General features: G+C 69.7%; 19 protein-coding genes and 1 tRNA gene. 8 read left to right on the forward strand and 12 right to left on the reverse strand.

Features of this window, described 5'->3' with window-relative positions; translation table 11 throughout:
• Window positions 1-3 precede the first annotated feature (3 nt).
• The 4 genes from LXT13_RS06035 (at window position 4) to LXT13_RS06050 (ending at window position 6,247) form a co-directional block, all read left to right on the forward strand.
• Complete coding sequence (locus LXT13_RS06035) at window positions 4-3,159, forward strand: efflux RND transporter permease subunit (RefSeq protein ID WP_233370796.1); 3,156 nt, start codon at window positions 4-6, stop codon at window positions 3,157-3,159.
• On the forward strand, window positions 3,156-4,532 hold the full coding sequence (locus LXT13_RS06040) for an efflux transporter outer membrane subunit (RefSeq protein WP_233370798.1): 1,377 nt from the start codon (window positions 3,156-3,158) through the stop codon (window positions 4,530-4,532). The genes LXT13_RS06035 and LXT13_RS06040 overlap by 4 nt, the downstream gene beginning before the upstream one ends.
• Before the next feature lie 81 nt (window positions 4,533-4,613).
• On the forward strand, window positions 4,614-5,066 hold the full coding sequence (locus LXT13_RS06045; RefSeq protein ID WP_233370800.1) for a thioredoxin family protein: 453 nt from the start codon (window positions 4,614-4,616) through the stop codon (window positions 5,064-5,066).
• Complete coding sequence (locus LXT13_RS06050) at window positions 5,063-6,247, forward strand: MFS transporter (RefSeq protein WP_233370801.1); 1,185 nt, start codon at window positions 5,063-5,065, stop codon at window positions 6,245-6,247. Before LXT13_RS06045 ends, LXT13_RS06050 begins: the two co-directional genes overlap by 4 nt.
• Window positions 6,248-6,276: 29 nt before the next feature.
• Here the strand turns inward: LXT13_RS06050 and LXT13_RS06055 are convergent, their stop codons facing one another.
• A complete protein-coding gene (locus LXT13_RS06055; RefSeq protein WP_233370802.1) occupies window positions 6,277-7,437 on the reverse strand; it encodes a sensor histidine kinase in 1,161 nt (386 codons plus the stop codon).
• Entirely contained in the window at window positions 7,427-8,611 is a 1,185-nt protein-coding gene (locus LXT13_RS06060) for a sigma-54-dependent transcriptional regulator (RefSeq protein WP_233370813.1), read from the reverse strand. The genes LXT13_RS06055 and LXT13_RS06060 overlap by 11 nt, the downstream gene beginning before the upstream one ends.
• 142 nt (window positions 8,612-8,753) lie before the next feature.
• On the opposite strand from LXT13_RS06060, the gene LXT13_RS06065 reads away from it, so the two are divergent.
• Genes LXT13_RS06065 through LXT13_RS06075 form a run of 3 tightly spaced genes read left to right on the forward strand, consistent with a single transcriptional unit; the run spans window position 8,754 to window position 13,167 of the window.
• Window positions 8,754-10,049, forward strand: a complete 1,296-nt coding sequence (locus LXT13_RS06065) for an efflux RND transporter periplasmic adaptor subunit (protein ID WP_233370815.1) — start codon at window positions 8,754-8,756, stop codon at window positions 10,047-10,049.
• A 9-nt stretch (window positions 10,050-10,058) separates the two neighbouring features.
• A complete protein-coding gene (locus LXT13_RS06070) occupies window positions 10,059-10,736 on the forward strand; it encodes an ABC transporter ATP-binding protein (RefSeq protein ID WP_233370816.1) in 678 nt (225 codons plus the stop codon).
• A gap of 10 nt (window positions 10,737-10,746) precedes the next feature.
• Window positions 10,747-13,167 (forward strand): ABC transporter permease, encoded by a 2,421-nt coding sequence (locus tag LXT13_RS06075; protein ID WP_233370818.1) that lies wholly within the window; start codon window positions 10,747-10,749, stop codon window positions 13,165-13,167.
• Window positions 13,168-13,715: 548 nt separating this feature from the next.
• Here LXT13_RS06075 and LXT13_RS06080 read toward each other — a convergent pair.
• From LXT13_RS06080 to LXT13_RS06090, 3 genes are read right to left on the reverse strand one after another with little or no spacing between them, the layout of a single operon-like run.
• Entirely contained in the window at window positions 13,716-14,693 is a 978-nt protein-coding gene (locus tag LXT13_RS06080) for a FecR family protein (protein WP_233370820.1), read from the reverse strand.
• A gap of 59 nt (window positions 14,694-14,752) precedes the next feature.
• Complete coding sequence (locus LXT13_RS06085; RefSeq protein WP_233370822.1) at window positions 14,753-15,247, reverse strand: RNA polymerase sigma factor; 495 nt, start codon at window positions 15,245-15,247, stop codon at window positions 14,753-14,755.
• 5 nt (window positions 15,248-15,252) lie between these two features.
• Window positions 15,253-15,852 (reverse strand): transposase, encoded by a 600-nt coding sequence (locus LXT13_RS06090; protein WP_233370824.1) that lies wholly within the window; start codon window positions 15,850-15,852, stop codon window positions 15,253-15,255.
• Window positions 15,853-15,996: 144 nt separating this feature from the next.
• Here LXT13_RS06090 and LXT13_RS28935 point away from each other — a divergent pair, with 144 nt between their 5' ends.
• A complete protein-coding gene (locus tag LXT13_RS28935) occupies window positions 15,997-16,278 on the forward strand; it encodes a helix-turn-helix domain-containing protein (RefSeq protein ID WP_419964654.1) in 282 nt (93 codons plus the stop codon).
• Between the two features lie 550 nt (window positions 16,279-16,828).
• Here the strand turns inward: LXT13_RS28935 and LXT13_RS28415 are convergent.
• The 7 genes from LXT13_RS28415 to rsmB form a co-directional block, all read right to left on the reverse strand.
• Window positions 16,829-16,951, reverse strand: coding sequence for a hypothetical protein (locus tag LXT13_RS28415; protein ID WP_255719290.1), 123 nt, complete (start codon window positions 16,949-16,951; stop codon window positions 16,829-16,831).
• Between the two features lie 301 nt (window positions 16,952-17,252).
• Window positions 17,253-17,648, reverse strand: coding sequence for a hypothetical protein (locus tag LXT13_RS06095; RefSeq protein WP_233370825.1), 396 nt, complete (start codon window positions 17,646-17,648; stop codon window positions 17,253-17,255).
• Window positions 17,649-17,795: 147 nt separating this feature from the next.
• Window positions 17,796-17,871 (reverse strand) — tRNA-Phe (locus tag LXT13_RS06100).
• A 69-nt stretch (window positions 17,872-17,940) separates the two neighbouring features.
• Entirely contained in the window at window positions 17,941-18,678 is a 738-nt protein-coding gene (locus tag LXT13_RS06105) for a response regulator (protein WP_233370826.1), read from the reverse strand.
• Window positions 18,679-18,684: 6 nt separating this feature from the next.
• Window positions 18,685-20,973: a sensor histidine kinase gene (locus LXT13_RS06110; protein ID WP_233370828.1), complete on the reverse strand. Its 2,289-nt coding sequence runs from the start codon at window positions 20,971-20,973 to the stop codon at window positions 18,685-18,687.
• Complete coding sequence (locus LXT13_RS06115) at window positions 20,970-21,533, reverse strand: DUF4390 domain-containing protein (RefSeq protein ID WP_233370829.1); 564 nt, start codon at window positions 21,531-21,533, stop codon at window positions 20,970-20,972. The genes LXT13_RS06110 and LXT13_RS06115 overlap by 4 nt, the downstream gene beginning before the upstream one ends.
• Window positions 21,534-22,856, reverse strand: coding sequence for a 16S rRNA (cytosine(967)-C(5))-methyltransferase RsmB (gene rsmB, locus LXT13_RS06120; protein WP_233370831.1), 1,323 nt, complete (start codon window positions 22,854-22,856; stop codon window positions 21,534-21,536).
• Window positions 22,857-22,892 lie beyond the last annotated feature (36 nt).

Raw genomic sequence — 22,892 nt, forward strand, 5'->3', positions numbered from 1 at the left:
GACATGGCGCAGTTCTTCATCAACCGACCCATCTTCGCTTGGGTCATCGCCCTGTTCATCACGGTGCTCGGCGGCGTGGCGGTCACGCAGCTGCCGATCGCGCAGTACCCGCCCGTGGCGCCGCCGTCCATCGTGCTGTCGGTCACCTACCCGGGCGCCTCCGCGCAGACGCTGGAGGACTCGGTCATCAGCGTCATCGAGCGCGAGATGAACGGCTCGCCCGGCCTCATCTACATGGAGGCCGTCGCCCAGGCTGACGGCACCGGCTCCATCACGCTGAGCTACGACCCGTCCACCAACCCCGACCTGGCCCAGGTGGACGTGCAGAACCGCTACGCCCGCGCACAGCCGCGGCTGCCGCAGGCCGTCATCCAGCAAGGCGTGAAGGTCGACAAGGCCAACCCGAACTTCCTGCTCTTCATCATGCTGTCGAGCAGCAATTCGGCGTTCGATCCCTATGCGCTGGGCGACTACACGTCGCGCACGGTGCTGCCCGAGATCCAGCGCGTGCCGGGCGTGGGCCAGGCCCTGCTGTTCGGCACGGAGCGCGCGATGCGCGTCTGGCTGGACCCGGCCAAGCTCGTCGGCTACAAGCTGGCGCCGGCCGACGTGAACGCCGCCATTCAGGCGCAGAACGCACAGGTCAGCTCCGGCTCCCTCGGCGACCTGCCCAACGTGCCCGGCCAGACGATCGCGGCCACTGTCGTCGTGCGCGGACAACTCACCAGCGTCGAGCAGTTTGGTGCCATCGTGCTGCGCGCCAACGGCGATGGATCCACCGTGCGGCTGCGCGACGTGGCGCGCATCGAGCTTGGCGCGGACAGCTATTCCGGTCGCTCCACGCGGCTCAACGGCAAGCCGTCGGTCGGTATCGGCGTGCAGCTGGCGCCGTCGGCCAACGCGCTGCAGACGGCCAAGCTCATCAAGCAGCGGCTGAAGGAACTGCAGCCCTACTTCCCGACGGGTGTGCAGGCCAATATCCCCTACGACAGCTCGCTGTTCATCGACATCTCCATCTCGCAGGTCGTCGAGACGCTGGTGGAGGCCGTCGCGCTGGTTTTCCTCGTGATGTTCCTGTTCCTGCAGAACATCCGCTACACGCTGATCCCGACGCTGGTGGTGCCCATCGCGTTGCTGGGCAGCTTCGCGACGCTGCTGGCCCTGGGCTTCTCGATCAACGTGCTGACGATGTTCGGCATGGTGCTGGTCATCGGCATCGTCGTTGACGACGCCATCGTCGTCGTCGAGAACGTCGAGCGGGTCATGAGCGAGGAGGGCCTGTCGCCGCTGAAGGCTACGCGCAAGGCCATGGGTCAGATTTCCGGCGCCATCATCGGCGTGACGGTGGTGCTGATCTCCGTGTTCGTGCCGCTGGCCTTCTTCAGCGGTTCCATCGGCAACATCTACCGCCAGTTCTCGGCGGTGATGGTGTCGGCCATCGCGTTCTCGGCCTTCCTCGCGCTGTCGCTGACGCCCGCGCTTTGCGCCACGCTGCTGAAGCCGGTCGAGGCCGGCCACCACATCGAGAAGCGCGGCTTCTTCGGCTGGTTCAACCGCGGCTTTGCCCGCACGGCCAAGGGCTACGAAGGCTGGGTGGCGCGTCTCATCCACCGGGGCGCGCGCATGGCCATCGTCTACGCGGCCGTCATCGCCGCTGCGGTGCTGGTGTTCCAGAAGCTGCCCACCGCCTTCGTGCCCAACGAGGACCAGGGCAACATTCTCGTCAACGTGCAGCTGCCGCCCGGCGCCACGCAGGCGCGCACGCTGGAGGTCATGAAGCAGACGGAGGCTTTCATGCTCAAGCAGCCCGAGGTCGACAGCATGGTGGGCATTGTCGGCTTCAGCTTCTCGGGCTCGGGCCAGAATGCGGGCCTGGCCTTCGTCACGCTCAAGCCCTGGGATGAGCGCCACGGCGCCGAGCATTCCGCGCAGGCGCTGGTCGCACGCGCGTTCCCGGCGCTTGGCAAGATTCGCGACGCCGTCATCTTCCCGACCAGCCCGCCGCCCATTCGCGACCTGGGCCGCGCCAACGGCTTCGCCTTCCGGCTGCAGGACCGCAGTGGCCACACGCGGGCCGAGCTGCTCGCCGCGCGCAACCAGTTGCTGGCCGCAGCCGCGAAGAATCCGCTGTTGACGGCTGTGCGGCCCGACGGCCTGGAGGACGCTGCGCAGCTGCAGCTCGACATCGACCGTGAGCGCGCGATGGCGTTGGGCGTCAACGTCGGTTCCATCAACGCGGTGCTTGGCACGTCGCTGGGCTCCAGCTACGTGAACGACTTCCCCAACGCCGGGCGCTTGCAGCGCGTCATCGTGCAGGCCGACGCGCCGGCGCGCATGCAGCCGGAGGACCTGCTGCGGCTGAACGTGCTCAACGGCGCCGGCCAGCCGGTGCCGCTGTCGGCGTTCGCCACGAGCAAGTGGATCACCGGTCCGCTGCAGACCGTGCGCTACAACGGCTACCCGACGCTGCGCATCGCTGGCGAGCCGGCCAAGGGCGTGTCCACCGGCACGGCCATGGCCGAGATGGAGAAGATCGCGGCCCAACTGCCCGATGGCTTCGGCTACGAGTGGACCGGCCAGTCGCGGGAGGAGAAGCTTTCCGGCTCTACCGCCTTCATCTTGTTCGGCTTCTCGCTGCTGGCCGTATTCCTGTGCCTGGCGGCGCTGTACGAAAGCTGGAGCATTCCGCTGGCGGTGCTGCTCGTCGTGCCGCTGGGCGTGCTGGGCGTCGTGCTGGGAGCGACCTTCCGCGGGCTGGAGAACGACGTCTACTTCAAGGTCGGCATGATCACCATCATCGGCCTGTCGGCGAAGAACGCGGTGCTCATCATCGAGTTCGCCAAGGAGCTGCAGGCCCAGGGTCGCAGCGTGCTCGATGCGGTGCGTGAGGCGGCGCACCTGCGCTTCCGTCCCATCGTCATGACGTCGCTGGCGTTCATCCTTGGCGTGCTGCCGCTGGTGCTTGCCAGCGGCGCGGGCTCGGCCAGCCAGCGCGCCATCGGCACGGGCGTCATGGGCGGCATGATCTCGGCCACGATGCTCGCGGTGTTCTTCGTGCCAGTGTTCTTCGTCGTCGTGCGCAAGTTCTTCCCTGGCAGCGAACGCCAGCGGCGGCGCGACGCGCACGAGGCGGAAGAGGAATCGGGGAGCCAGGCATGAAGGCGGCGCTGTCACTGATCACGCTGGCGCTGCTGGCGGCCTGCGCGGGCCCCGAGCCAAAGAGGCCCACGGCAGCGCAAGCCGCCGAGGCCGCGCTGCCGGCGACGAGCTTCCCGGCCCAGGGCGGCACCGGCGCCACGCCTGCTGCCGCATTGCCATGGGCCCAGGCCTTCCAGAGCGCGCGGCTGCAGCGCCTCATTCCTCTGGCGCTGGCCAACAACCGCGACCTGCGCGTCGCCGTGGCCAGCATCGAGAACGCCCGTGCCGTTGCCGCGGCGCGTGACGCCGACCTCTGGCCCACCGTCAACGTCGGCGTCAGCGGCTCGCGCACGCCCAACGCCAGCGGCGGCATCACGAGCAACTACCAGGCGGGCCTGCAGGTCTCGGCCTACGAGCTGGACCTGTTCGGCCGCCTGCGCAGCCTGGACGCCGCCGCGCAGGCCCAGCTGCTGGCCGCGGATGCCAACCAGCAGGCGGTGCGGGTGTCGCTCGTCGCCTCGGTCGCCACGGCCGACATCGCGCTGCAGGCCGACGAGGCGTTGCTGAAGATCACGCGCGACACGCTGGCCAGCCGAGAGCAGTCGCTGTCGCTGACGCGCCAGCGCTTCGACGGCGGCATCGCCAGCGAGCTGGACCTGCGAGCGGCCGAGTCGGCGCTGCAGGCGGCGCGCGTCGCGCTGGCGCAGACGCAGCGCCAGCGTGCGCTCGACGAGAACGCGCTGGTGCTGTTGGTCGGCTCCGCGCTGCCGACCGACCTGCCGGCGCTGACCGGCCAGCTGGTCGACTTCGAGCCGCTGGCCGAGCTGCCCGCCGGCGTGCCCAGCGATGTGCTGACGCGCCGGCCCGACCTGCGCCAGGCAGAAGCCCAGCTCGCCGCGGCCGATGCCAACATCGACGCCGCGCGTGCCGCGTTCTTCCCGCGCATCACGCTGACCGGCAGCTTTGGCACCGCCAGCAACCAGCTCTCCGGCCTGTTCAAGAACACGGCGTGGAGCTTTGCGCCGTCGCTGGTGCAGCCGCTTTTCGACGCTGGCCGCAACCGCGCCAACCTCGCGCAGGCACGTGCGCAGCGCGACATCGCGACGGCCCAGTACGAGCGCGCCATCCAGGGCGCCTTCCGCGACGTGGCGGACGCGCTGGCCAGCCGCACGCTGTTGGCCGAGCAGCGCAGCGCGCAGTCCGCCCAGGTGGACGCCGAGGCGCGCCGCTTGGCGCTGGCCGAAGAGCGCTACCGCGCGGGCATCGCCAGCTCGCTGGACGTGCTGGACGCGCAGCGCTCGCTGTTCGCGGCCCAGCAGGCGCTGGTGCAGGTGCAGAGCCTGCGCGCGCAGAACCTCGTGTCCGTCTACCGCGCGCTGGGCGGTGGGGCCTGAGCGGCTGACGACGGGGGCTGTTAAGGTGGCGGGCCTGCGCTTTCGCGGCCCGCCGCGCCCCCAGTTCTCGAAGGTACTTCCATGCGTTTCCTGCCCGCCCTCCTGCTCGCCGCAGCCGGTCTCGTCCATGCCGGCCCGCCCGCCATCTACGACGAAGGGGCCGATGCCAAGGCCGCCATCCGCGCGACGCTGGCCGAGGCCGAGAAGGCCAGGCTGCCGGTGCTCGTCGTGTTCGGCGCGAACTGGTGCGGCGACTGCCGCATGCTGGACGCCACGTTCAAGACCGGCCCCAGCGCGCCGCTGATCGCCAAGCATTTCAAGGTTGTCAAGGTGGACGTGGGCCGCTTCGACCGCAATGTCGACATCGCCGAGACCTACCGCGTGCCGCTGAAGAAGGGCATCCCCGCCGTGGCTGTGCTGTCGCCGCAAGGCAAGCTGCTGTACGCGACCGAAGGCGGTGAACTGGCCGATGCGCGCGGCATGGGCGACCAGGGCGTCTACGACTTCTTCACCCGCGTGACCGCCGCCAAGTGACCGAGCCCGCAGCAACTGCCGACGCGGTGCGCCGCGCGGGTAGCACGCCGTCCCTTGCCAGTGCCTCCCACGCGCTGCGCGCCCAGTTCTTCGTCATGGGCCTCATCTTCGCGACCTGGGGCGTGCACGTGCCCATCGTCAAGGCGCACTACGGCCTGGGCGAGCAGGCGCTGGCGCTGGCCATGCTGGCCAGCGGTGTCGGTGCGCTGACGGCCCTGGCTTATGCCGGCCGCATCGTGGGCCGCTGGGGGCCACGTGCGGTCGCCACCGTCATGGGCTGCGTCAATTGTGCGGCGATCGCCTGCCTGGAGGCCTCGCCCCATTACGTCTCGCTGCTTGTCGTGATGTTGATGTTCGGCGCCTTCGGCAGCCTGTTCGACGTATCGCTCAGCGCCGAGGCCAGCGAGATCGAACGCCGCTCGGGCAAGCCGCTGATGAGCGGTTTCCACGGCATGTTCAGCCTGGGCGGCATGGCCGGTGCCAGCCTTGGCAGCGCCGTGCCGATGTTGGGCCTGACGCCGCAGGCGCATCTGCTGCTGGCCACGGCGTCCAGCGCCGTCATCATCCTCGTCGCCAGCCGCTTGATGCTGCCGGTGCCCGACCAGCACGATGCCGAGGAGAAGCACCCCTTGAGCCTGCCGCGCGGCCCGCTGCTGCTGCTGGGCGTGCTGGCCGCCATGGGTCTGATCGCCGAGGGCGCCATCTACGACTGGAGCGTCCTGTTCATGAAGCAGGAGCGCGCCAGCGACGCCAGCATGGCCGCCCTCGGCTACGCGGCTTTCAGTGCGGCGATGGCCGCCGGCCGCTTCGGCGGCGACTGGGTGCGCGCTCGCATGGCGCCACGCCGGCTGCTGCGCGCCAGCGGCGTGCTGGCCGCGACGGGCATGGCCCTCGTGCTGGCCGTGCCGTCGGCAGCCGTCGGGCTGGTCGGCTTTGCGCTGGTAGGCCTGGGCCTGTCCAACGTCGTGCCCATGCTGTTCAGTGCCGCATCGCAGGTGCCCGGCATTTCGCCGGCCCACGGCATCGCGGCCGTGTCAGGCGTGGGCTACCTGGGCATGATGGCCGGGCCGCCGCTGATAGGCCTCATCGCCGAACATTCGTCGCTGACGAGCGGCCTCATCGTCGTCATCGTGTTCGCCGTCTTCATGGCCTTGTCGGCGAAGCGGGCGTTGCGCGGCTGACTGGCCTCGGCTGCCGCCGCGTTGCAGCCTCAGGCTGCAGCGTCCGACCTGCGGCCAGCCTCGCCGATGCCGGCGGCCGGGAGCTGCAGGCGAAAAGACTTGACCCCCTCGGTCCTCAGCACCAGCGAGCCCCCGTGCGCACGCGCAACCTGGCGCGCGAGGCTGAGCCCGATGCCGGTGCCGTCGGGCTTGGTCGTGTGGAAGGGGCGGAAGATGCGCGTGGCCGCATCGGGCGGGATGGGCGGGCCGTTGTCGCCGACGTCCATCGCGAGGCCGCCGTTGACGAGTCGGGCCGCCAGCGTCACGCGGGGCTGGGCATGGCCGGAGGCGGCCTCGGCTGCGTTCTGCAGCAGCGCCCACAAGGCCTGGCAGACCTGGTCACGGTCCAGCGGCAGCTGCGGGTCGCCCTCGGCCTCGATGGCCAGCGCGATGCCCGGCCAGCGGGCGGTGAACAGCCGGCCCAGGTCGTCCAGCATCGGGCCGATCGCCACGGGCATCAGCACCGGGTCCGGCAGTCGCGCCAGCGCGCGGTAAGCCTCGGCGAAGCGCTGCAGGCCGTCCGCGCGGCGGGCCAGCGTGGCCAGGATGTCGCGGAGCATCGCGGCGTCGGGCCGGGGCTGAGCGGTCGCCGCCAGCGCGCTTTCCGCCAGCGACGCGATGGGGGCCAGGCCGTTGAGCAGCTCGTGGCCGAGCACCTGTACCAGCTCGGCACTCGCGCGCGCTTCCGCGGCCCGCTCCTCGTGGTCGATGTCGACGAGGGCTGCCACGACGCCGTCGCTATGCGCGACGCGGTCGATGCGCCAGCGCCGCGACTCGTGGCTCAGGTGGCGAGCCTGCGGGTCTGCGAGCTCCGGGGGCAGCGGCAGGACGCGGTCGTCGGTGGCGAACAGCTGCCGCGCCGCGCGGTTCAGCGCGCGGGCCTGGCCACCGCGGAGGGATAGCATCGGCGTGGGTGCCGCGTCCAGCAGCAGGCGCGTGGCGAGAGCGTCGTGCTGCGGCGCCTCGCACTCAGGCACGCCGGGCCGGTGCGACGCTCGCCAGGCCTGCGAGGTGACAAGCCAGGCGGCGGCCAACAAGGCGCCCGTCAAAAGGCCCCAGTAGCCCCGGTGGAGGGCAGCGGCCGCCGTGGCGCCGCAGCCGACCAGGGCCAGCGCGGCAAAGATCGGGCGCCAGCGGCGCTCAGAAGCCATGACGCGCCATGCGGCGGTACAGCGCACCGCGGCTCAGACCCAGTGCGGCGGCGGCTTGGGTGACGTTGTGGCGGTGCTCGCGCAGCGCCGCCGCGATGACGGCGCGTTCGGCGTCGACCAAGTCGAACCGACCTTCCGACACCGCGACGACAGGCGCTGGGATCTGCGGCGCCAGCAACGCAGCGGTGATCTCACCGCCCTCCGCCAGCAGCACAGCGCGCTCGACCGCCAGCGCCAGCCCGCGCACCTCGTCTGCCCAGGTGCCGGCCTGTACCGCTGCTTCTGCCGCGTCGGTCAGCCGCACCGGCGCAAGGCCGAACCGCGCCGTCGCCAGCCTTGCGAAATGGCGGGCCAGCAGCACCGCATCGCCGCCCCGAGCCGCCAGCGGTGGTACTGCGATCTCTACGGTGCCGAGCCGGCGCTGCAGGGCCGGGGTCAGCGGCACGAGGCTGTCGGCGATGCTGAGGCAGCGCACATGGGCCGGCAACTGGTCGAGCAGCCGGGCCTGCGCCACCTCGTCGAGCCGGTCGGGATGGCGAAGCAGCAGCGGGCCCGCCGCATCGCCCAGCCGCGGCCAGGCGGCCTCGTCACGCAGGTCGATGCGCCGCAGCGGCGCCGCGGCGTCCGCCGATGCCGCGTGCAGCGCGTGCGCCGTCAGCGTGCGGCCACTGCCGGCGGGACCTGTGATGGCCACGCTGGCGCCGCGGGGCCCGAGCCGGTGGATGAGGTCGCGCAGGCGCTGCATCGGCGCGCTCTCGCCCAGCAGGCGGGCAGGTGGTTCGGCCGCTGCGGGTGGTGCCGCGATGGCCGAGCGTGCGGTGCGGGTCACGGCTGCCTCGATCTTTGCCACCAGCTCGGCGTTGCGCCACGGTTTCATGACGAAGTCGCGCGCGCCGGCCTGCATGGCCGCGACGGCGACGCGAATCGCGCTGTGCGCCGTGACGACGACGATGCAGGCGCTGGGATCGTCGGTGACGAGGCGCGCCAGGCAGGCCATGCCTTCCGCGCCGTCCGACTCGCCGGCGGTGAAGTTCATATCGAGCAAGACGGCGTCGAACCGCGTCGTGGCAAGACGGGAGTACGCCTCCTCGGGCCCACGCACGGCTTCCAGCCGGTGGCCGGCGATGCGCAGTGCGATGTCGAGCGCATCGGCGACGCCCGCGTGGTCATCCACCAGGAGGATTGACAGCCGCCGGGGCCGTCCACTTCCGGACACCTCGTCCGCCGGCGGACACCGCGCCTCCGCCTGATCGTCGCCAAGTCCTTGCTGCATCACGTATTTCTTCCTCCGCCCGGGGCGCCGCCACACTGTCGCCATGATGACCGAAGCGATAGGACACGCCAACGGCGCGGCCGGCACGGTGGGCGACACCGGCATGGACCGCCGTGTCGACCGCACGGCCCGCCCCTGGTGGCGTGGCCGAGTGGCTGCGGGGGCCGTGATGCTGGCGGCGGCAGCGGCCTGGGTGGCCCATGTGCTGCCCGCCAGCGGGTCCACCGACGTCGCCGCCGCGAGCCTGGACACGGCGGTGGTCACACGAGCCCCCTTCGCCGACTATTTGCCGCTGAGGGCCACGGTCGTGCCCCGGTTGACGACGCTGGTGGGTGTGCTCTCCGGCGGGCATGTCGAGACGCTGCTAGTGCAGGACGGCGCCATCGTCACGCGCGGCCAGCCGCTGGCGACGCTGGCCAACCCGGCGCTGCGGCTTGACGTGCTGACGCGCGAGGCGCAGATCGCCAGCCAGCTGGGCAGCGTGGCTGGCGAGAACCTCGGCATTGCGCGCTACCGCTTGGACCGCGCCGGCCAGCTGGCGCAGGCCCACTACGAATTGCTGAAGGCCCGGCGCGAACTGGCCGTGCGCCAGCAGCTGCACGAGGCCGGCTTCGTGTCCGATGCCGGCGTGAAAAGCTATGCCGAGGAGGCGGCCTACCAGCAGCAGCGGCTCGACCAGCTGCAGGCCGGGCGCGACGCCGAGGCGCGCATCACGCAGACGCAGGGTGCGCGGCTGGACGACACGCTCGGCCGACTTGAGCGCAACCTGTCAGCGGTGCGCGCGGGGCTGGACGCGCTGACGATCCGCGCGCCCAGCGACGGGCGCCTGCTGAACTTCACGATCCAGCCCGGCCAGGCGCTGCGGCCCGGCGACCCGGCCGGCCAGGTCGACAGCGAGGGGGAGTGGAAGCTGACGGCTGATGTCGACGAGTACTTCCTCGGCCGCATCGCGGTGGGCCAGCCGGCCAGTGCAGACGGGCTGCGGCTGCGCGTAGCCAAGGTGCTGCCCGCCGTGAAGGACGGGCGATTTCGAGTCGAACTGGCCCTTGAAGGCACGCCGCCCGCAGGCCTCAACCGCGGCCAGGCGCTCGATGTGCGCATCACGCTGGGCAGCACAGCGCCCGCCCTCGTCGCGCCGGTGGGCGGCTGGTTGGATGCCGGCGCTGGCGCCTCCGCCTTTGTGCTCGATGCCGATGGCCAGCACGCTCGCCGCCGCCCGGTGAGGACGGGCCGCCACACACCCGAACAGGTCGAGATCCTGGCCGGGCTGGCGCCCGGCGACCGCATCGTCACCTCCAGTACCGCGTCCGTGAAGGGCGACCTCCTCAACATCCGCTAAGGCCCCGCCATGATCCGTCTCGAGAAAGTCCAGCGCCGCTATGTGTCCGACGAGGTCGAGACAACCGCGCTACGTGACATCGACCTGCACGTCGACGCCGGCGAGTTCGTCGCCATCATGGGGCCGTCCGGTTGCGGCAAGTCGACGCTGCTGAACATGCTGGGCACCATCGACCGGCCCAGCGCGGGCCGCTACCTGTTCGGCGACCAGGACCTCGCGGCGCTCGACGAGAAGGCGCTGGCCCGCTTCCGCGCGTCAACGCTGGGCTTCATCTTCCAGAGCTTCAACCTGATCGACGAGCTGACGATCGAGGAGAACGTCGCGCTGGGCCTGGCCTACCGCGCCGACGTCGGCGACCGGCGGGCGCGGGTGGCGGCAGCCATCGACAAGGTGGGCATCGGGCATCGGGCGCGCCACTTCCCGCACCAGCTGTCGGGCGGCCAGCAGCAGCGCGCCGCCATCGCACGGGCCATTGTGGGCGCCCCGAGGCTCATCCTCGCCGACGAACCCACCGGCAACCTCGACACCGCCAACGGCGAGCAGGTGATGGACATCCTCGCCGGGCTGAACGAGGAGGGCGCCACCCTCATCATGGTCACGCACTCGCCCAGCCATGCCGACCTAGCGCGGCGCCGCATCGACATGCTCGACGGTCGCATCGTGGCCTCGGCCCAGCGCGCGATCTGAGGACGCGACGATGAACCGCTTCGCGCTGCTGTCGCTTTACCGCTCGCTGACCCGCCACCGCCTGCATGCGGCGCTCAACATCGGCGGACTGGCCGTGGGCATCGCGGTGTTCCTGGTCCTGTCGCTCTACGTCCGGTTCGAGACGAGCTACGAACGCTGGCTGCCTGGGCACGAGCAGGTCTACCTCATGCAGACCCGCATCGACCTGCCGGGCAGCCCGTTCAGCGGCGCCTATCCGCTGACGATGGGCGGGCTGCTGGACCAACTGCGCGAGGACCATCCCGGCCTCGTCGGCACCCGCATCCGCGGCGGCCGTGACGGTGGCGCCGTCCAGCGTGGCTCGGAAGCGGTCAAAGAAGACGTTGCCCAGGTCGATGCGTCGTTCTTCGACGTGTTCGCGCTGACGATGCTGCAGGGCCGCGCCGACGCGCTGCAAGATCCGTCCGCTGCGCTCATCAGTCGCTCGGCGGCGCGCAAGTACTTTGGCAGCACCGACCCCGTCGGCCAGACGCTGAGCGTCTCGGTCGACTGGCCGGCCAACTACCGGATCGCCGGCGTCTTCGAGGACCTGCCGGCCAACAGCGAGCTGCGGTTGGCCATCCTGGTCCCGCTGCCCAAGGGGCCGCCGCCGGGGCAGTGGCAATGGAACATCTGGGGCACGGCCTCGGTCGCGACCTACCTGCGCTTCGGCACGGATGCCGCGCGCCTGGCGCTCGAACAGGCGCTGCCGGCCATGATCGACAAGCGGGCGACCAACATGGGGCCGCAGCCATCGAAGTTCCTGTCGCTGCCGCTAATGCCTATCGCCGACCTCCATCTGCAGCCGCAGGGCTCGGAGCGCGCCAGTCGCAAGATGACCGTGGCAGCACTGGGCATCGTTGGGCTTATGGCGCTGCTGATCGCACTCGTCAACTACATCAACCTCGCAACGGCGCAGGCTGGTGGGCGGGCGCGCGAGGTGGCGATGCGCAAGGTGCTGGGCGCGGACCGGGGGGCGCTCGTGCGGCAGTTCATCGGCGAGGCCGTGCTGATCGTCGCTGTAGCCGCGCTGGGCGGCCTGATCCTCACGGAGCTGAGCCTGCCGTGGGTCAACGCCGCAGGCGGCCTGTCGCTGACGTTGCCCTATGTGTGGGTCGTGCCGGCGCTGCTGGCGATGACGCTGCCCATCGGTCTCGCAGCGGGCAGCTATCCGGCACTGCTGCTGTCACGCTTCCCGGCCGCCGCGGTGCTCGCATCTGCCCGGGCGCCCGGCGGTGGCCGGGCCGGCGCCCGAGTGCGCGAGGCGCTGGTGGTGCTGCAGTTCGCGCTTGCGACGGCCTTCGTCATCGGCACGGCCGTCCTCATCGCGCAGACCCGGCACCTGCGCGAGACCGACCTTGGCTTTCGGCGCGATGGCCTTCTGGTCGTGCCTTCGCTGGCCGAGATTGGTATCAGCCCTCCGCAGGCCCGCGCCGTGCTCGCCGCATTCCGCGAGCTGCCAGGTGTCCGCGCGGTCGGCAGCGCGAACGTTGGTGCGGGCGTCGACGGCGATGCCACGATCGATGCCATTGATATGCCGGGTCATCCGCCGCCCGGCGTGACGGTCCGGGTGTTCCTCGTGGGCCCGGGCTTCTTCGAGACCTATGCGCCTCGGCTGCTGGCCGGCCGCTGGTTCGACGATGCGCACGCGGCCGATGACGGCAGCGACTGGCAGAAGTGGAAGCTCGGCCGCAACCTCGTCATCACCGCCGAGGCCGCCCGCAAGCTGGGCTTCGCATCGCCGCAGGAGGCCATCGGCAAAACCGTCGGCGGATCGATGCCCCGCACCATCATCGGCGTCATCGACCCGCTGCGCTTCTTCTCGCCGCGCACGCCCGACGACACGACGGCCTACCAGTACTACCGCGACGGGCCGCCCAAGCCCATCGCCGCGCTGCGCTTCAGCGGAGACGCGCAGGCCACGCTGGCCGCGGCGCGACAGGCCTGGCTGCGCTTGGTGCCGCAGGTGCCCTTCGTGGCTTCGACGGCCGACGGCCAACTGGCGCGCTTCTACGAGGCCGACGACCGTGCGACCCGCCTGTTTGGCATGGGGGCGGCGCTGGCGATCGGCATCGGTTGCGTCGGGCTCTGGGGGCTGACGTCGTTCAACACCCAGCGGCGCGTGAAGGAGATCGGCATCCGCAAGACGCTGGGTGCGTCGGCCGCCGACATCGCGCGACTGCTGGTGGCGCAGTTCCTGCGGCCGGTGCTGATCGCCAACCTGCTGGCCTGGCCGCTGGCGTTCTTGGCGATGCAGACATGGCTGGCCGGCTTTGAGGACCGTATCGCGCTGTCGCCGCTGTACTTCCTCGGCGCGAGCCTGCTGGCGGCCGCCATCGCCGGCGCGACCGTGCTGGGCCAGTCCCTGCACGCCAGCCGCGCTGCCCCGGGCCGGGCGTTGCGACACGATTGACGAGGTGATCGCTCGGGCGCGCCTTGCCGGCTTCTGCGGGGCATCGCCGGCGACGGCGTCGGCTATGGTCACAAGACGCGAGCTTTGCCGCTCTGCCAACTCCCAGGCGATTGCGCCAGAGGCGCCTGTTGGGCGGTTGTATGTGCACGCGGCCTTGCCCGACAAGGGCATGCTGAACGCAGGGCGTCGATGTGCTCATTGGGACTTCCTGAGACGGTCTTGCACGTCGGGCCGAGAACAAAATCGACCGCTCCACGCCGCGCCAACTCCGTGGCAGGAACAAGTCTGCGTCGCCAGCAACGGGGTCAGGGGGCAGCTCAGGCGACGCGACATAGACGACGCCAGTTCCACCAGTCTCCGGACGCGCTTGGCCGTTGCGCGGAATGCTTCGCGGTCCACGTCCATCGATGTCAAAGGCCCAAGGCTGTAGATCATCAGCGCCTGGTCGAAGTCCACCGACCGCGGCGGTAGGTCTTCCAGTCCCGAACCGGCAGCAGCGGCCAGCCCCCGCCCGTCAGCCCTGAGTCCCGGTCTGCCCGCGCTCAGAGCTATTTGGACGCGAGGACCAGCTGATTACCTTGCGTGTGTACCGCGGGGCCGAAGACTTCAGCCGACGCTCTGGCGAAGCCTGCACTGTCTCCAGCCCGGAACGAACCGCTGACCCTCATGCGGCTGAGTTCTTCCCCTTCAACAAGGATGGGCACGGAGCTGTAGCGGTTCATCTGTGCCGCAGCGTCCGGCAACGTCACGCCGTTGAAGACCACATTCCCGCTTCGCCACGCGAGCGCCTCGTCGATGAGGCGCCGATCCAGTTGCACCGCCATCTGCGCCCGGGCTGATCGACCGACCAGCACCCGCTGCCCGGGTTGCATCACCACCGGCTCGGCCAGCGACGGCGTCGCCCGGCCCGCCTCACCCCGGACGATCACCTGACCTTCGACCAAGGTCACGGCGAGCGCCTCGTCAGCCTTTGCTGCTTCGTCATAGCCAACCAGGAACTCCGTGCTCGTTGCGACGACCTCGGTGCCAGCCACCTGCACGACGAATGGCCTCTTGGCGTCCTTGGCGACCTCGAACAGCACCTCACCGTCTTCCACCTTGACAGTTCTTCGCTTGGCCGTGAAGTCGACCCGCACGCGGGTCGAGGTATTCGGCGACATGCGACTGCTATCGGGCAGGGGCACGATGCGCTGTTCTCCGATCCGGCTCGTGTAGATGTCATCGTTGGTCTGGGCGAGCATCCATGCCATCGCAACGCATCCGGCGACGGCTGGCGCCTTCCATCGCCAGCCTGTCGAGCGTCTTGCCCCACGCCGCCTGCGCTTCGCGTTGGCCGCGCTGGCGTAGCCGGACAACGTGATGCCCGCGACGTCTTGCCATGTGTCCGCGCAACGCTCGAACGCCAGTCGATGCGCCGCCGACTTGTCCTGCCAGGCCAGGCACTCCAACTCCATCGCCCGTGATCTCCCCGGTCCGTGCCGGCGGGCGAGCCACACTGCGGCTTCAGCGGCGATGGCCTGGGTCACACGCGGTGGCTCATCGCGCGCGCCCGGCGCGGGCGCAGGCGCAGGTGACGGTGGCACGGCTACCAGCCGTCCATCCAGCTCGTCAGCCGCAGGGTGGCCTTGGCAATGTGGTGGTGCACGGAGGTCGTGTTGAGGCCGTACAGCTTTGCAATCTCCACCTGCGACAGCCCATCAACGCGGTGCGCCAAGAAGATCTCGCGTGTCCTGTCGGGCAGGCGGCTGATGCCGACGCTCAGGCGAGCCACCCGCTCCTTGGCGAGCAGCACCGACTCGGCTGATGGGGCGGTGTCGATCAGCACGTCCTCTTCCACCACCACGTGCTCGCCGCGGCACACGCTCTCGCGGTACTGGTTGACGGACAGGTTCAGCGCCACCTGCATCAGGAAGGCTTCAGGGTGGTCGACGGGTTGCTTTTCGTCGTCATAGCGGACCAGGCGCAGCCAGGCCTCCTGCACCAGGTCTTCGACCTCCTGTTCGGTGCGGCCCCGGCGGCGCAGCGCGCCTCTGACCTTGGCCAGGATGTCCGGCCAGTTCTTCAGCAGTCGGACGGACATGGCGCTCAGGCCGCGCGGCCCCTGTAGGCAGTGAACGCATCCTGGCCGAACCGCGCCGAGCGCTTGTTCCAACCGACATACCGATCGTCGAGCAGATCGTGACTGACGCGCTGGAAGGCCTTGGAGAGGAAGTCGGCAGCTGCGCCGCGGTCGGCGAACGGACCCTCGCGCTTGGCCGCTCGCGACACGCGGCCTTGCAGATGCGGCCAGGCGACTTCGGTCCAGCGAACGGGCCCGTGCATCCGAGAGTCCAGGACGTCGGGCTCCAGCAGCTGAGCCGTGGTGTTACTGCAGACCTTGGGCAGCAGGGCTTCCAGCGCCTGCAGCAGGCTGTCCTCTGCGGCGACGGCGTGGACGCGTTCCACGCCTCGGTCATGGAGGTCTTTCGCGATGCGCTGGGCAGTCCCCTCGCCTTCGTCAGGCCAGGCGCCCAGCACCTGGAACTGGCCGTCGGTGAAGAAGCCGAGCGCCCAGTGCCATTCTTCGTACCTGACCGCCCCGACTCTCAGCATGGGCATGCGGAGCTTGTCGAGTCGGACGAAGAGGTAACGGCAGCAAAGCACGGCGCTGAACCAATCGCCGGTTGTCCAGAAGAAGTACGGCATATATCGCTCTCCTTAGGCCGCGGCGCGCAATGACCGCCAAAGAGTGGATGTCACGTATTTCGTGACGACTCGTTATGCGCCTGTTACGAGACTCGTGACATGAGTGCGAGGGAAAGTTCAGCGACAACTGTTGTCGGGCGGCGGATGCGCGCTCGGCGCGAGGCGCTGGGCTGGTCACAGGAGAAGGTTGGCGTTCTCATCGGAATTGATGAGTCCAGTAGCCGCGCAAGGATCAGCCGCTATGAGCTGGGGGTTCACGAGCCTGCGGTTGCCACCGCAAGGTTGATAGCTGAGGCTCTGGGCGTTTCGCTCCCCTATCTCTACTGCGAGGACGACGAGGTCGCCAGCCTGCTTGAGGCGCTACATCAACTTCCTGCGGCACAAAGAGCGCGACGTGCTAGGCAGTTTCTCGACTCGCTTGCGTAGGCCAGCTGACAACCCAAGGCGCACCTTCAGGTCCATCGTCTTGATCGAGCGGAAGTTGCGCTCCACCTGCGCGAGCGACTTGTAGCTGCGCACGCAGCGGGCGCTGTCCATCTGCTGGGCCGGATTTGCAGCCCGTCCAGTGCGGCCTCTGCGGCGATGCCGTCGTCCCTGCGGCTCCAGGCCAGACGCGTGTCCGTGATGGCGAACTCGAAGTGCTTGGCGACCGTGTACTGGTTGATGCACTTGCCCACGCGCACGCCGATTGAACCGCCCCGAAGATGTCGGAGAGCGACTTGTAGTGCTTGGCGTCCACTCAGATGCCCCCTGCGGATTCGACTGCGCCTCGCGACGCCTGGCCTGCGCGGCCCGGACTCCCAATCCCACTGAGCATGACTCCTCCCTGGAGCTTCGACTGCTGGGCGATGGCGTCGTCGGACGCCTGGGGGGCTCCTGCTGCTTCTTTGATCAGCCTAGACAGGCGGCAGCATGATTGCCCTCAACAAACGAAAAGGGGACGGCAAGCGTCCCCAGTGTTCAAGGCATGGTGCGATCAGACGCTGACAGGCGTCGACATCAGTTCAGGACTGAGTTCATCCGACGCGCGTCGCGCCATCGAGAACGCCTTCACCTGACGGATGGACTCGTTCAGCGAATCAAGGTCGAGCGCCGGCACGCGACGGATCTTGAACGTCGTCGATACGGTCGAGATGGAGCCTGACTTGGCCGCTGCGCGCCCGGCGGGCTATGGACATATGGACGATGCGCCTCACGGCGCACCGGTGGTGACCGTGGACAACGCGCCGCGATGCGGCAGCGTTGCCCACCGCCACCACCTTCGTCCACATGCCCACAGCCTTCGACTGAGCAAAAAAATGAAATACACCAGGCGCGCCGACAACAACTCGCCCGGTAACATTCCTCCGCGAGGCAACACGCAGCTCAAAATAGTTAACGCCGGGCGGACACGCGGAGTTTCAGCTCACCGCTTCAGCTTCCTCTGTCGCGCGACGCCCCTGCCGAGCGCACAACAGAGCCACTACCTGCTCGGGCAGGTCGTTGTCGAAGCTCATCAGCAGGTCGGAAGACTGGATCGCAGCGGCGGCCCTCAGCACGTCGGCCACACAAGCCTTCTGGGCATCGGTCGCTGACTGCCCGAGCTTGGCGTCCAGTAGCGCGACGGTCTCGTTGCGCAGGCGCTCCGAGCCCAGCACACGCCAGGCGTAGTCGACTTCATACCGTTCCACGGCGTCCTTCAGGCTTTCGCCATCCAGCTGGGACTCGTGCGCGAAGAGGGTCAGTGTGCGGGTGCAAAGGCTCCTGGCGACGAGCGCCAGCAGTTCATCGTGCAGGGGAGTGCGTTCAGTGGCCACAGGCGGGTCCTTGACAGATCAATCAACCCACGGGGATTCGAAACTGCCCAAGGCCCATGGGCGGACCAGCGGACACCGGCGGCAACGCCGAGGAGACCCAGAAAGCAAAAACCCCTGATTTCGATGGAAATCAGGGGCCTGCGCTTTTGGTGGCCAAGGGCGGAATCGAACCACCGACACGCGGATTTTCAATCCGCTGCTCTACCAACTGAGCTACTTGGCCTTGTTCTGTGCACCGAGCAAGCCGTTGGCCGCTCAGCGAAGTCCGCGACTATAGCACAGCAATGGCGCGTCAACCGCCGGCGCCGCGCTTGTTGCGGCTGAGATCGACGCCCAGCTGCTTGAGCTTGCGGTATAGGTGGGTGCGTTCCAGGCCGGTCTTCTCGGCCACGCGGGTCATGGAGCCGTTTTCCTTGGCGAGGTGGAACTCGAAGTAGCTCTTTTCGAACGCGTCGCGAGCCTCGCGCAGCGGGCGGTCGAGCTCGAAGCTCTGCTCCGACGCCAGAGCATGGTTGCCGGCGCCCGCGCCACTGCCGGCGCCCTGCAGGTGGCCCGACAGACCGATGCCCTGGGCGATCGGCGGGGGCGCCATGCCGAGGCCGATGGGGTCCGGGCGGGCGGTGTAGCTGGGCATGCCGACGGCCGGTGGCGCGGGACGCGGCGGTGCGGTCTTGACCAGTGCCTGCTCGACGGCGCGCAGCAACTTCTGCAGTGTGATGGGCTTTTCGAGGAAGGCGATGGCGCCGAACTTGGTGGCCTCCACCGCTGTGTCGATGGTGCCGTGACCGCTCATCATGATGACGGGCATGGTCAGCAGGCCGGCGCCGCCCCACTCCTTGAGCAGCGTGACGCCGTCGACATCCGGCATCCAGATGTCCAGCAGCACGAGGTCGGGGCGCATGCGCTCGCGTGCCGCCCGCGCCTGGGCGGCGTTCTCGGCAAGCTCGATGGTGTGCCCCTCGTCGCTGAGGATTTCTGACAACAGGGCGCGGATGCCCAGTTCGTCGTCGACAACAAGAATGGTGGCCATGAATCCTTAGGTCTTGGCGCTTGCGGCACCGGGCTCGGTGGCAGGCGCCAGATTGGAAAATGATAGCGAAACTTGCGCGCCGATCACGGGGGGCTCCGAGCCATCTTCAGGGGGAGAACCCGCATCGGACGGGGGATGGATGTTGCGCAGCGAGATGCGGGCACCGTGTTCGTCTGCAATTTTCTTGACGACGGCCAGGCCCAGGCCGGTGCCTTTGGTCTTCGTCGTCACGTAGGGCTCGAAGGCGCGCTTGAGCACTTTCTCGGCGAAGCCGGGACCGTTGTCGACGATGTGCAGCCTCACAGAGCGCGGCGCGCCGGTCTCCGTCAGCGACAGCGACGAGCGCACCGTCACGCGGCCGTCGGGGCGCTCCTGCACCGCGTCGAGTGCGTTCTGCACAAGGTTGTGGATGACCTGGCGCAGCTGGCTGGCGTCGCCCTTGATGGGTGGCAGGTTGGGGAACAGCCGCGGCACTAGGCGGCCTTTCTCCTGCGCCTCGGCGTAGAGGCTCAATACCTCCTGCACCAGCGCGTTGAGGTCCAGCGCCTTCAGCGTCGCGGAGGGCAGCCGGGCGTAGTCGCGGAACTCGTTGACCAGTTGCTTCATCGCCTGCACCTGGTTGACGATGGTGGCGACGGAGCGCGTGAGCATGGCCTGGTCGGCGCCTTCCAGCTTGGATTCCAGCTTGTGCTGCAGCCGTTCGGCCGACAGCTGGATGGGCGTCAGCGGGTTCTTGATCTCGTGCGCGAGGCGGCGTGCGACCTCGCTCCACGCCGCCGAGCGCTGCGCCGAGACGACCTCGGAGATGTCGTCGAAGACGACGAGGCGGGCCGCGTAGGGCAGCGGCGCGCCGCGCACCAGCAGCGCGAGCGGCCCCTGCTTGGGGTCCAGCTGCAGCTCGAATGACTCCTGCCACAGCTCGCGGTCCATGTCACGCTCGGCGGGGTCGGGCCCCAGGTGCTGTTCGAAGCGCTGTGTCAGCGCCGCGGCGAACTCGGCCAGGCCAGGCACATCCGACAGAGGTCGACCGACGTAGGCCGACAGCGGCAGCCGCAGGATGCGCGTTGCACCGGGGTTGACGGTCTCGATGCGGCCTTCGGGGTCGAAGACGAGCACGCCGGCGGTCAGGTTGTCGAGGATGGTCTGCAGGTGGGTGCGGGCGGCGTCCAGCTCGGCCACGGTGCGCGAGACCTGGGCGCGAGCGTCGGCCAGCTGGCCGGTCATGTCGGCGAAGGAGCGCGTCAGGCCGCCCAGTTCGTCTCGCGACGCCAGCACCGGCCGCACGGACAGGTCGCCCTGCGCCACCTGGCGCACGCCGTCGGCGAGCATCAGCAGCGGCCGCGCGAGCTGGTTGCCGAGCGTGACGGCCAGCAGCAGCGCGGCGAACACGGCCAGGATGAGCACCAGCGTCAGCGTGCCCAGGTACATGCGGCGCAGACCAACGCGCTCCAGCGCGCGCTGCTGGTACTCGTTGTTGGCGGCCTGCACGGCCAGCGCGTTGGCGACGACCGGCGCCGGAATGCGCTGGATGACCATCAGGTAGCGCTCGCCCAGGCCCAGTCGCAGCTCGGTGTTGGGCAGCAGTGCCAGCGCGCGGATCTGCGCGCCGCCCTCCAGCGCCGCGGCTTCATCCTCCAGGCCTTCGAGCTGGCTGGCCGGCGCGCGGCCGCGGGCCTGGCGCAGCAGCGCGGCGCTCGGCCGGTCGGGTGTGAGCTGGTGGGTGTCGCCGCCGCTTTCGAGCAGGATCTGGCCGTTGCCGCCGACCAGGGCGACGGTGCGCACGCCGAGCTTGTCGCGCACGCGTTCCAGCGCCAGCAGCTGCGGCGTTGCGCTGTCGGCCATCTGGTCCGCGGCGTCGCGGGTCTTGGTGGCAAGGTCGGACACCATCGTGTCCAGCGTGCCGCGGCCCAGGTTGAGGCCGGCCTCCAGCGCGCTGGCCAGCCGCACGTCGAACCAGGTCTCGATGCTGCGGTTCACGAACTGGTAGGACACCGCGTAGATCATCAGCCCCGGCACGACGCCGACGAGCGCGAAGATGCCAGCGAGCTTGAACAGCAGCTTGCTGCCGAATCGGCCGCGCCGCACGCGCACGACCAGCCGCACGGCGGCCGTCAGGATGACCAGCGTCAGCACCGCGGCCACGGCCACGTTGACCCAGTAGAGCCAGTGGTAGTGGCGCTCGAACAAGCCGCGTTCCGAGGTGGTGCCGACGGTCAGCACGAAGGCCAGCACGCCGGCCACGCCGGTGAGGGTCACCAGCGTGATGACCCAGCCCCAGCGCGCCATCCTGGTCATTTCAGGGAGAAGTCGGGCGCGAAGTAGCGCTTCTGCTCGACGCCCAATGCAAAGCCCGACTGCAGGCCGATCTGCATGGGCCGCGGCAGCTGGGTCACGTCCAGCCGGTAGTTGAACTCGAGGTAGTAGCTGCCACCGTCCTCGATGTCCTTGGGCTCGGCGATGCGCCAGCCGCTGATGCCGCGCAGCACGGTCAGCGCCTCCTCGAGCGTCGGGAAGCTCTGGTGCAGGCCGCCGGTGGAGACGCGGTACTGCCGCGTCAGCGGCTGCCACGCCAGCCGCCAGGTGCGCTCGACCTGGCCGGCGCGCGCGTCACGCCAGTACCAGCGGCTGCGCAGCACCGTGGCCTCGGCGACGAAGTACAGCGGCACGCCCTTGTGAAGCGCGTCCTCGGCCGAGCGGCTGAGTTCGAAGCGGGTCGTGAAGCTCAGCTCCAGCCCGTCGTCGGCCCGCCGCGTCGTCAGCTGGGCCAGCTCGACGCCCTGGGCCTGCGCCGGCGCCTGGATCAGGGCCAGGAGCAGGGCGAACAAGGCGGCGATGACGGCGCGGGCGAGGGTCACTCAGGACTTCTGGAGCAGGGCGTAGAAAAAGCCGTCCGGGGGCGGCTGGACCGGAGGCGCATTCTCGACCAGGGGGAGCAGGTGTCCCGTGAACCCGGCCACGGTGCAGGACTTGGCGTCGGGCCGGCGTTGCAAAAATGCGTCGAGCTGGGCCTGGCCCTCGGCCTTGAACACCGAGCAGGTGGCGTAGACGAGCCGGCCGCCCGGGGCCAGCAGCGGCCACAGCGCGTCCAGCAGCTCGGCCTGCACCTGGGCCAGCGCGGTGATGTCGTCGGGGCGGCGCAGCCAGCGCACGTCCGGGTGGCGGCGCACGATGCCCGACGCACTGCAGGGGGCGTCCAGCAGGATGGCGTCGAAGGGCAGGCCGTCCCACCATGTGGCGGGCTGGCGGGCATCGGCGGCTTTCAGCGTGGCCGTCATCTGCAGGCGGTTGAGGTTGTCCTGCACCTTCAGCAGCCGCACGGCGTCGGCGTCCAGCGCGGCGAGCCGCAGGTCGGGCTGCAGCTCCAGCAGGTGGGCCGTCTTGCCGCCGGGGGCGGCGCACGCGTCGAGCACACGGGCGCCAGGGCGCAACGCGGTTCCGACGACCAGAGGTGCGGCGAGCTGGGCGGCGGCGTCCTGAACCGACACCAGCCCCTCGGAGAAGCCGGGCAGGGCCGTCACCGGCGCCGGCTTGTCGAGCATGACCGCCTGCGGAACCGTGGCGCCAAGGACGCGTGCGCCGATGCCGAGCCCGGCCAGCCGCTCGACGTAGTCGGCTGCCGAGCTGCGCCGGGCGTTCACGCGCAGCGTCATCGGCGGTGGCCGGTTGCTGGCCGCGAGGATGGCCTGCCACTGCGCCGGCCAGTCCTGCTTGAGCTTCTCAACCCACCAAGCCGGGTGGTTGAAGGCGCCCAGCGGGCTGCGCTCGGCCGCCGCCACCAGCGCGTCACGCTCGCGCAGGAAGCGGCGCAGCACGGCGTTGATGAAAGCGGCGCTCGCCGGGGCGCGGACCTTGGCGGCGTGCACGGCCTGGTCGACCAGCGTGTGACTGGCGTACATCGGGTCGGTCTGCGGTTCGGGCCACAGCAGTGCCAACGCCACCAGCAGCAGCGCGTCGACGCGCGGTGGCGGCGCCTTGGGGGCCAGCAGCTGGCGTGCCGACTCCGCGCTGCCCAGGCGGCGCAGCGCGGCGAAGGCCAGCGCCTGGGTGCCGGGGCGCAGTTCGGCGGGCACCTTGGCGAGCAGCTCGGTCAGCGACCGGCCGTCGCGCACGCCCTGCACCGCGTCCGCGGCCTGGGACAGCAGTCGGTGCAGCGGAGGACTCTGGGGGCTTTGGGACATTGCGCCAGTGTAGAAGTGCCTTTCACCACACAATCC

The sequence above is a fragment of the Pelomonas cellulosilytica genome (assembly GCF_021353265.1).
Taxonomy (GTDB): Bacteria; Pseudomonadota; Gammaproteobacteria; order Burkholderiales; family Burkholderiaceae_C; genus Pelomonas; species Pelomonas cellulosilytica.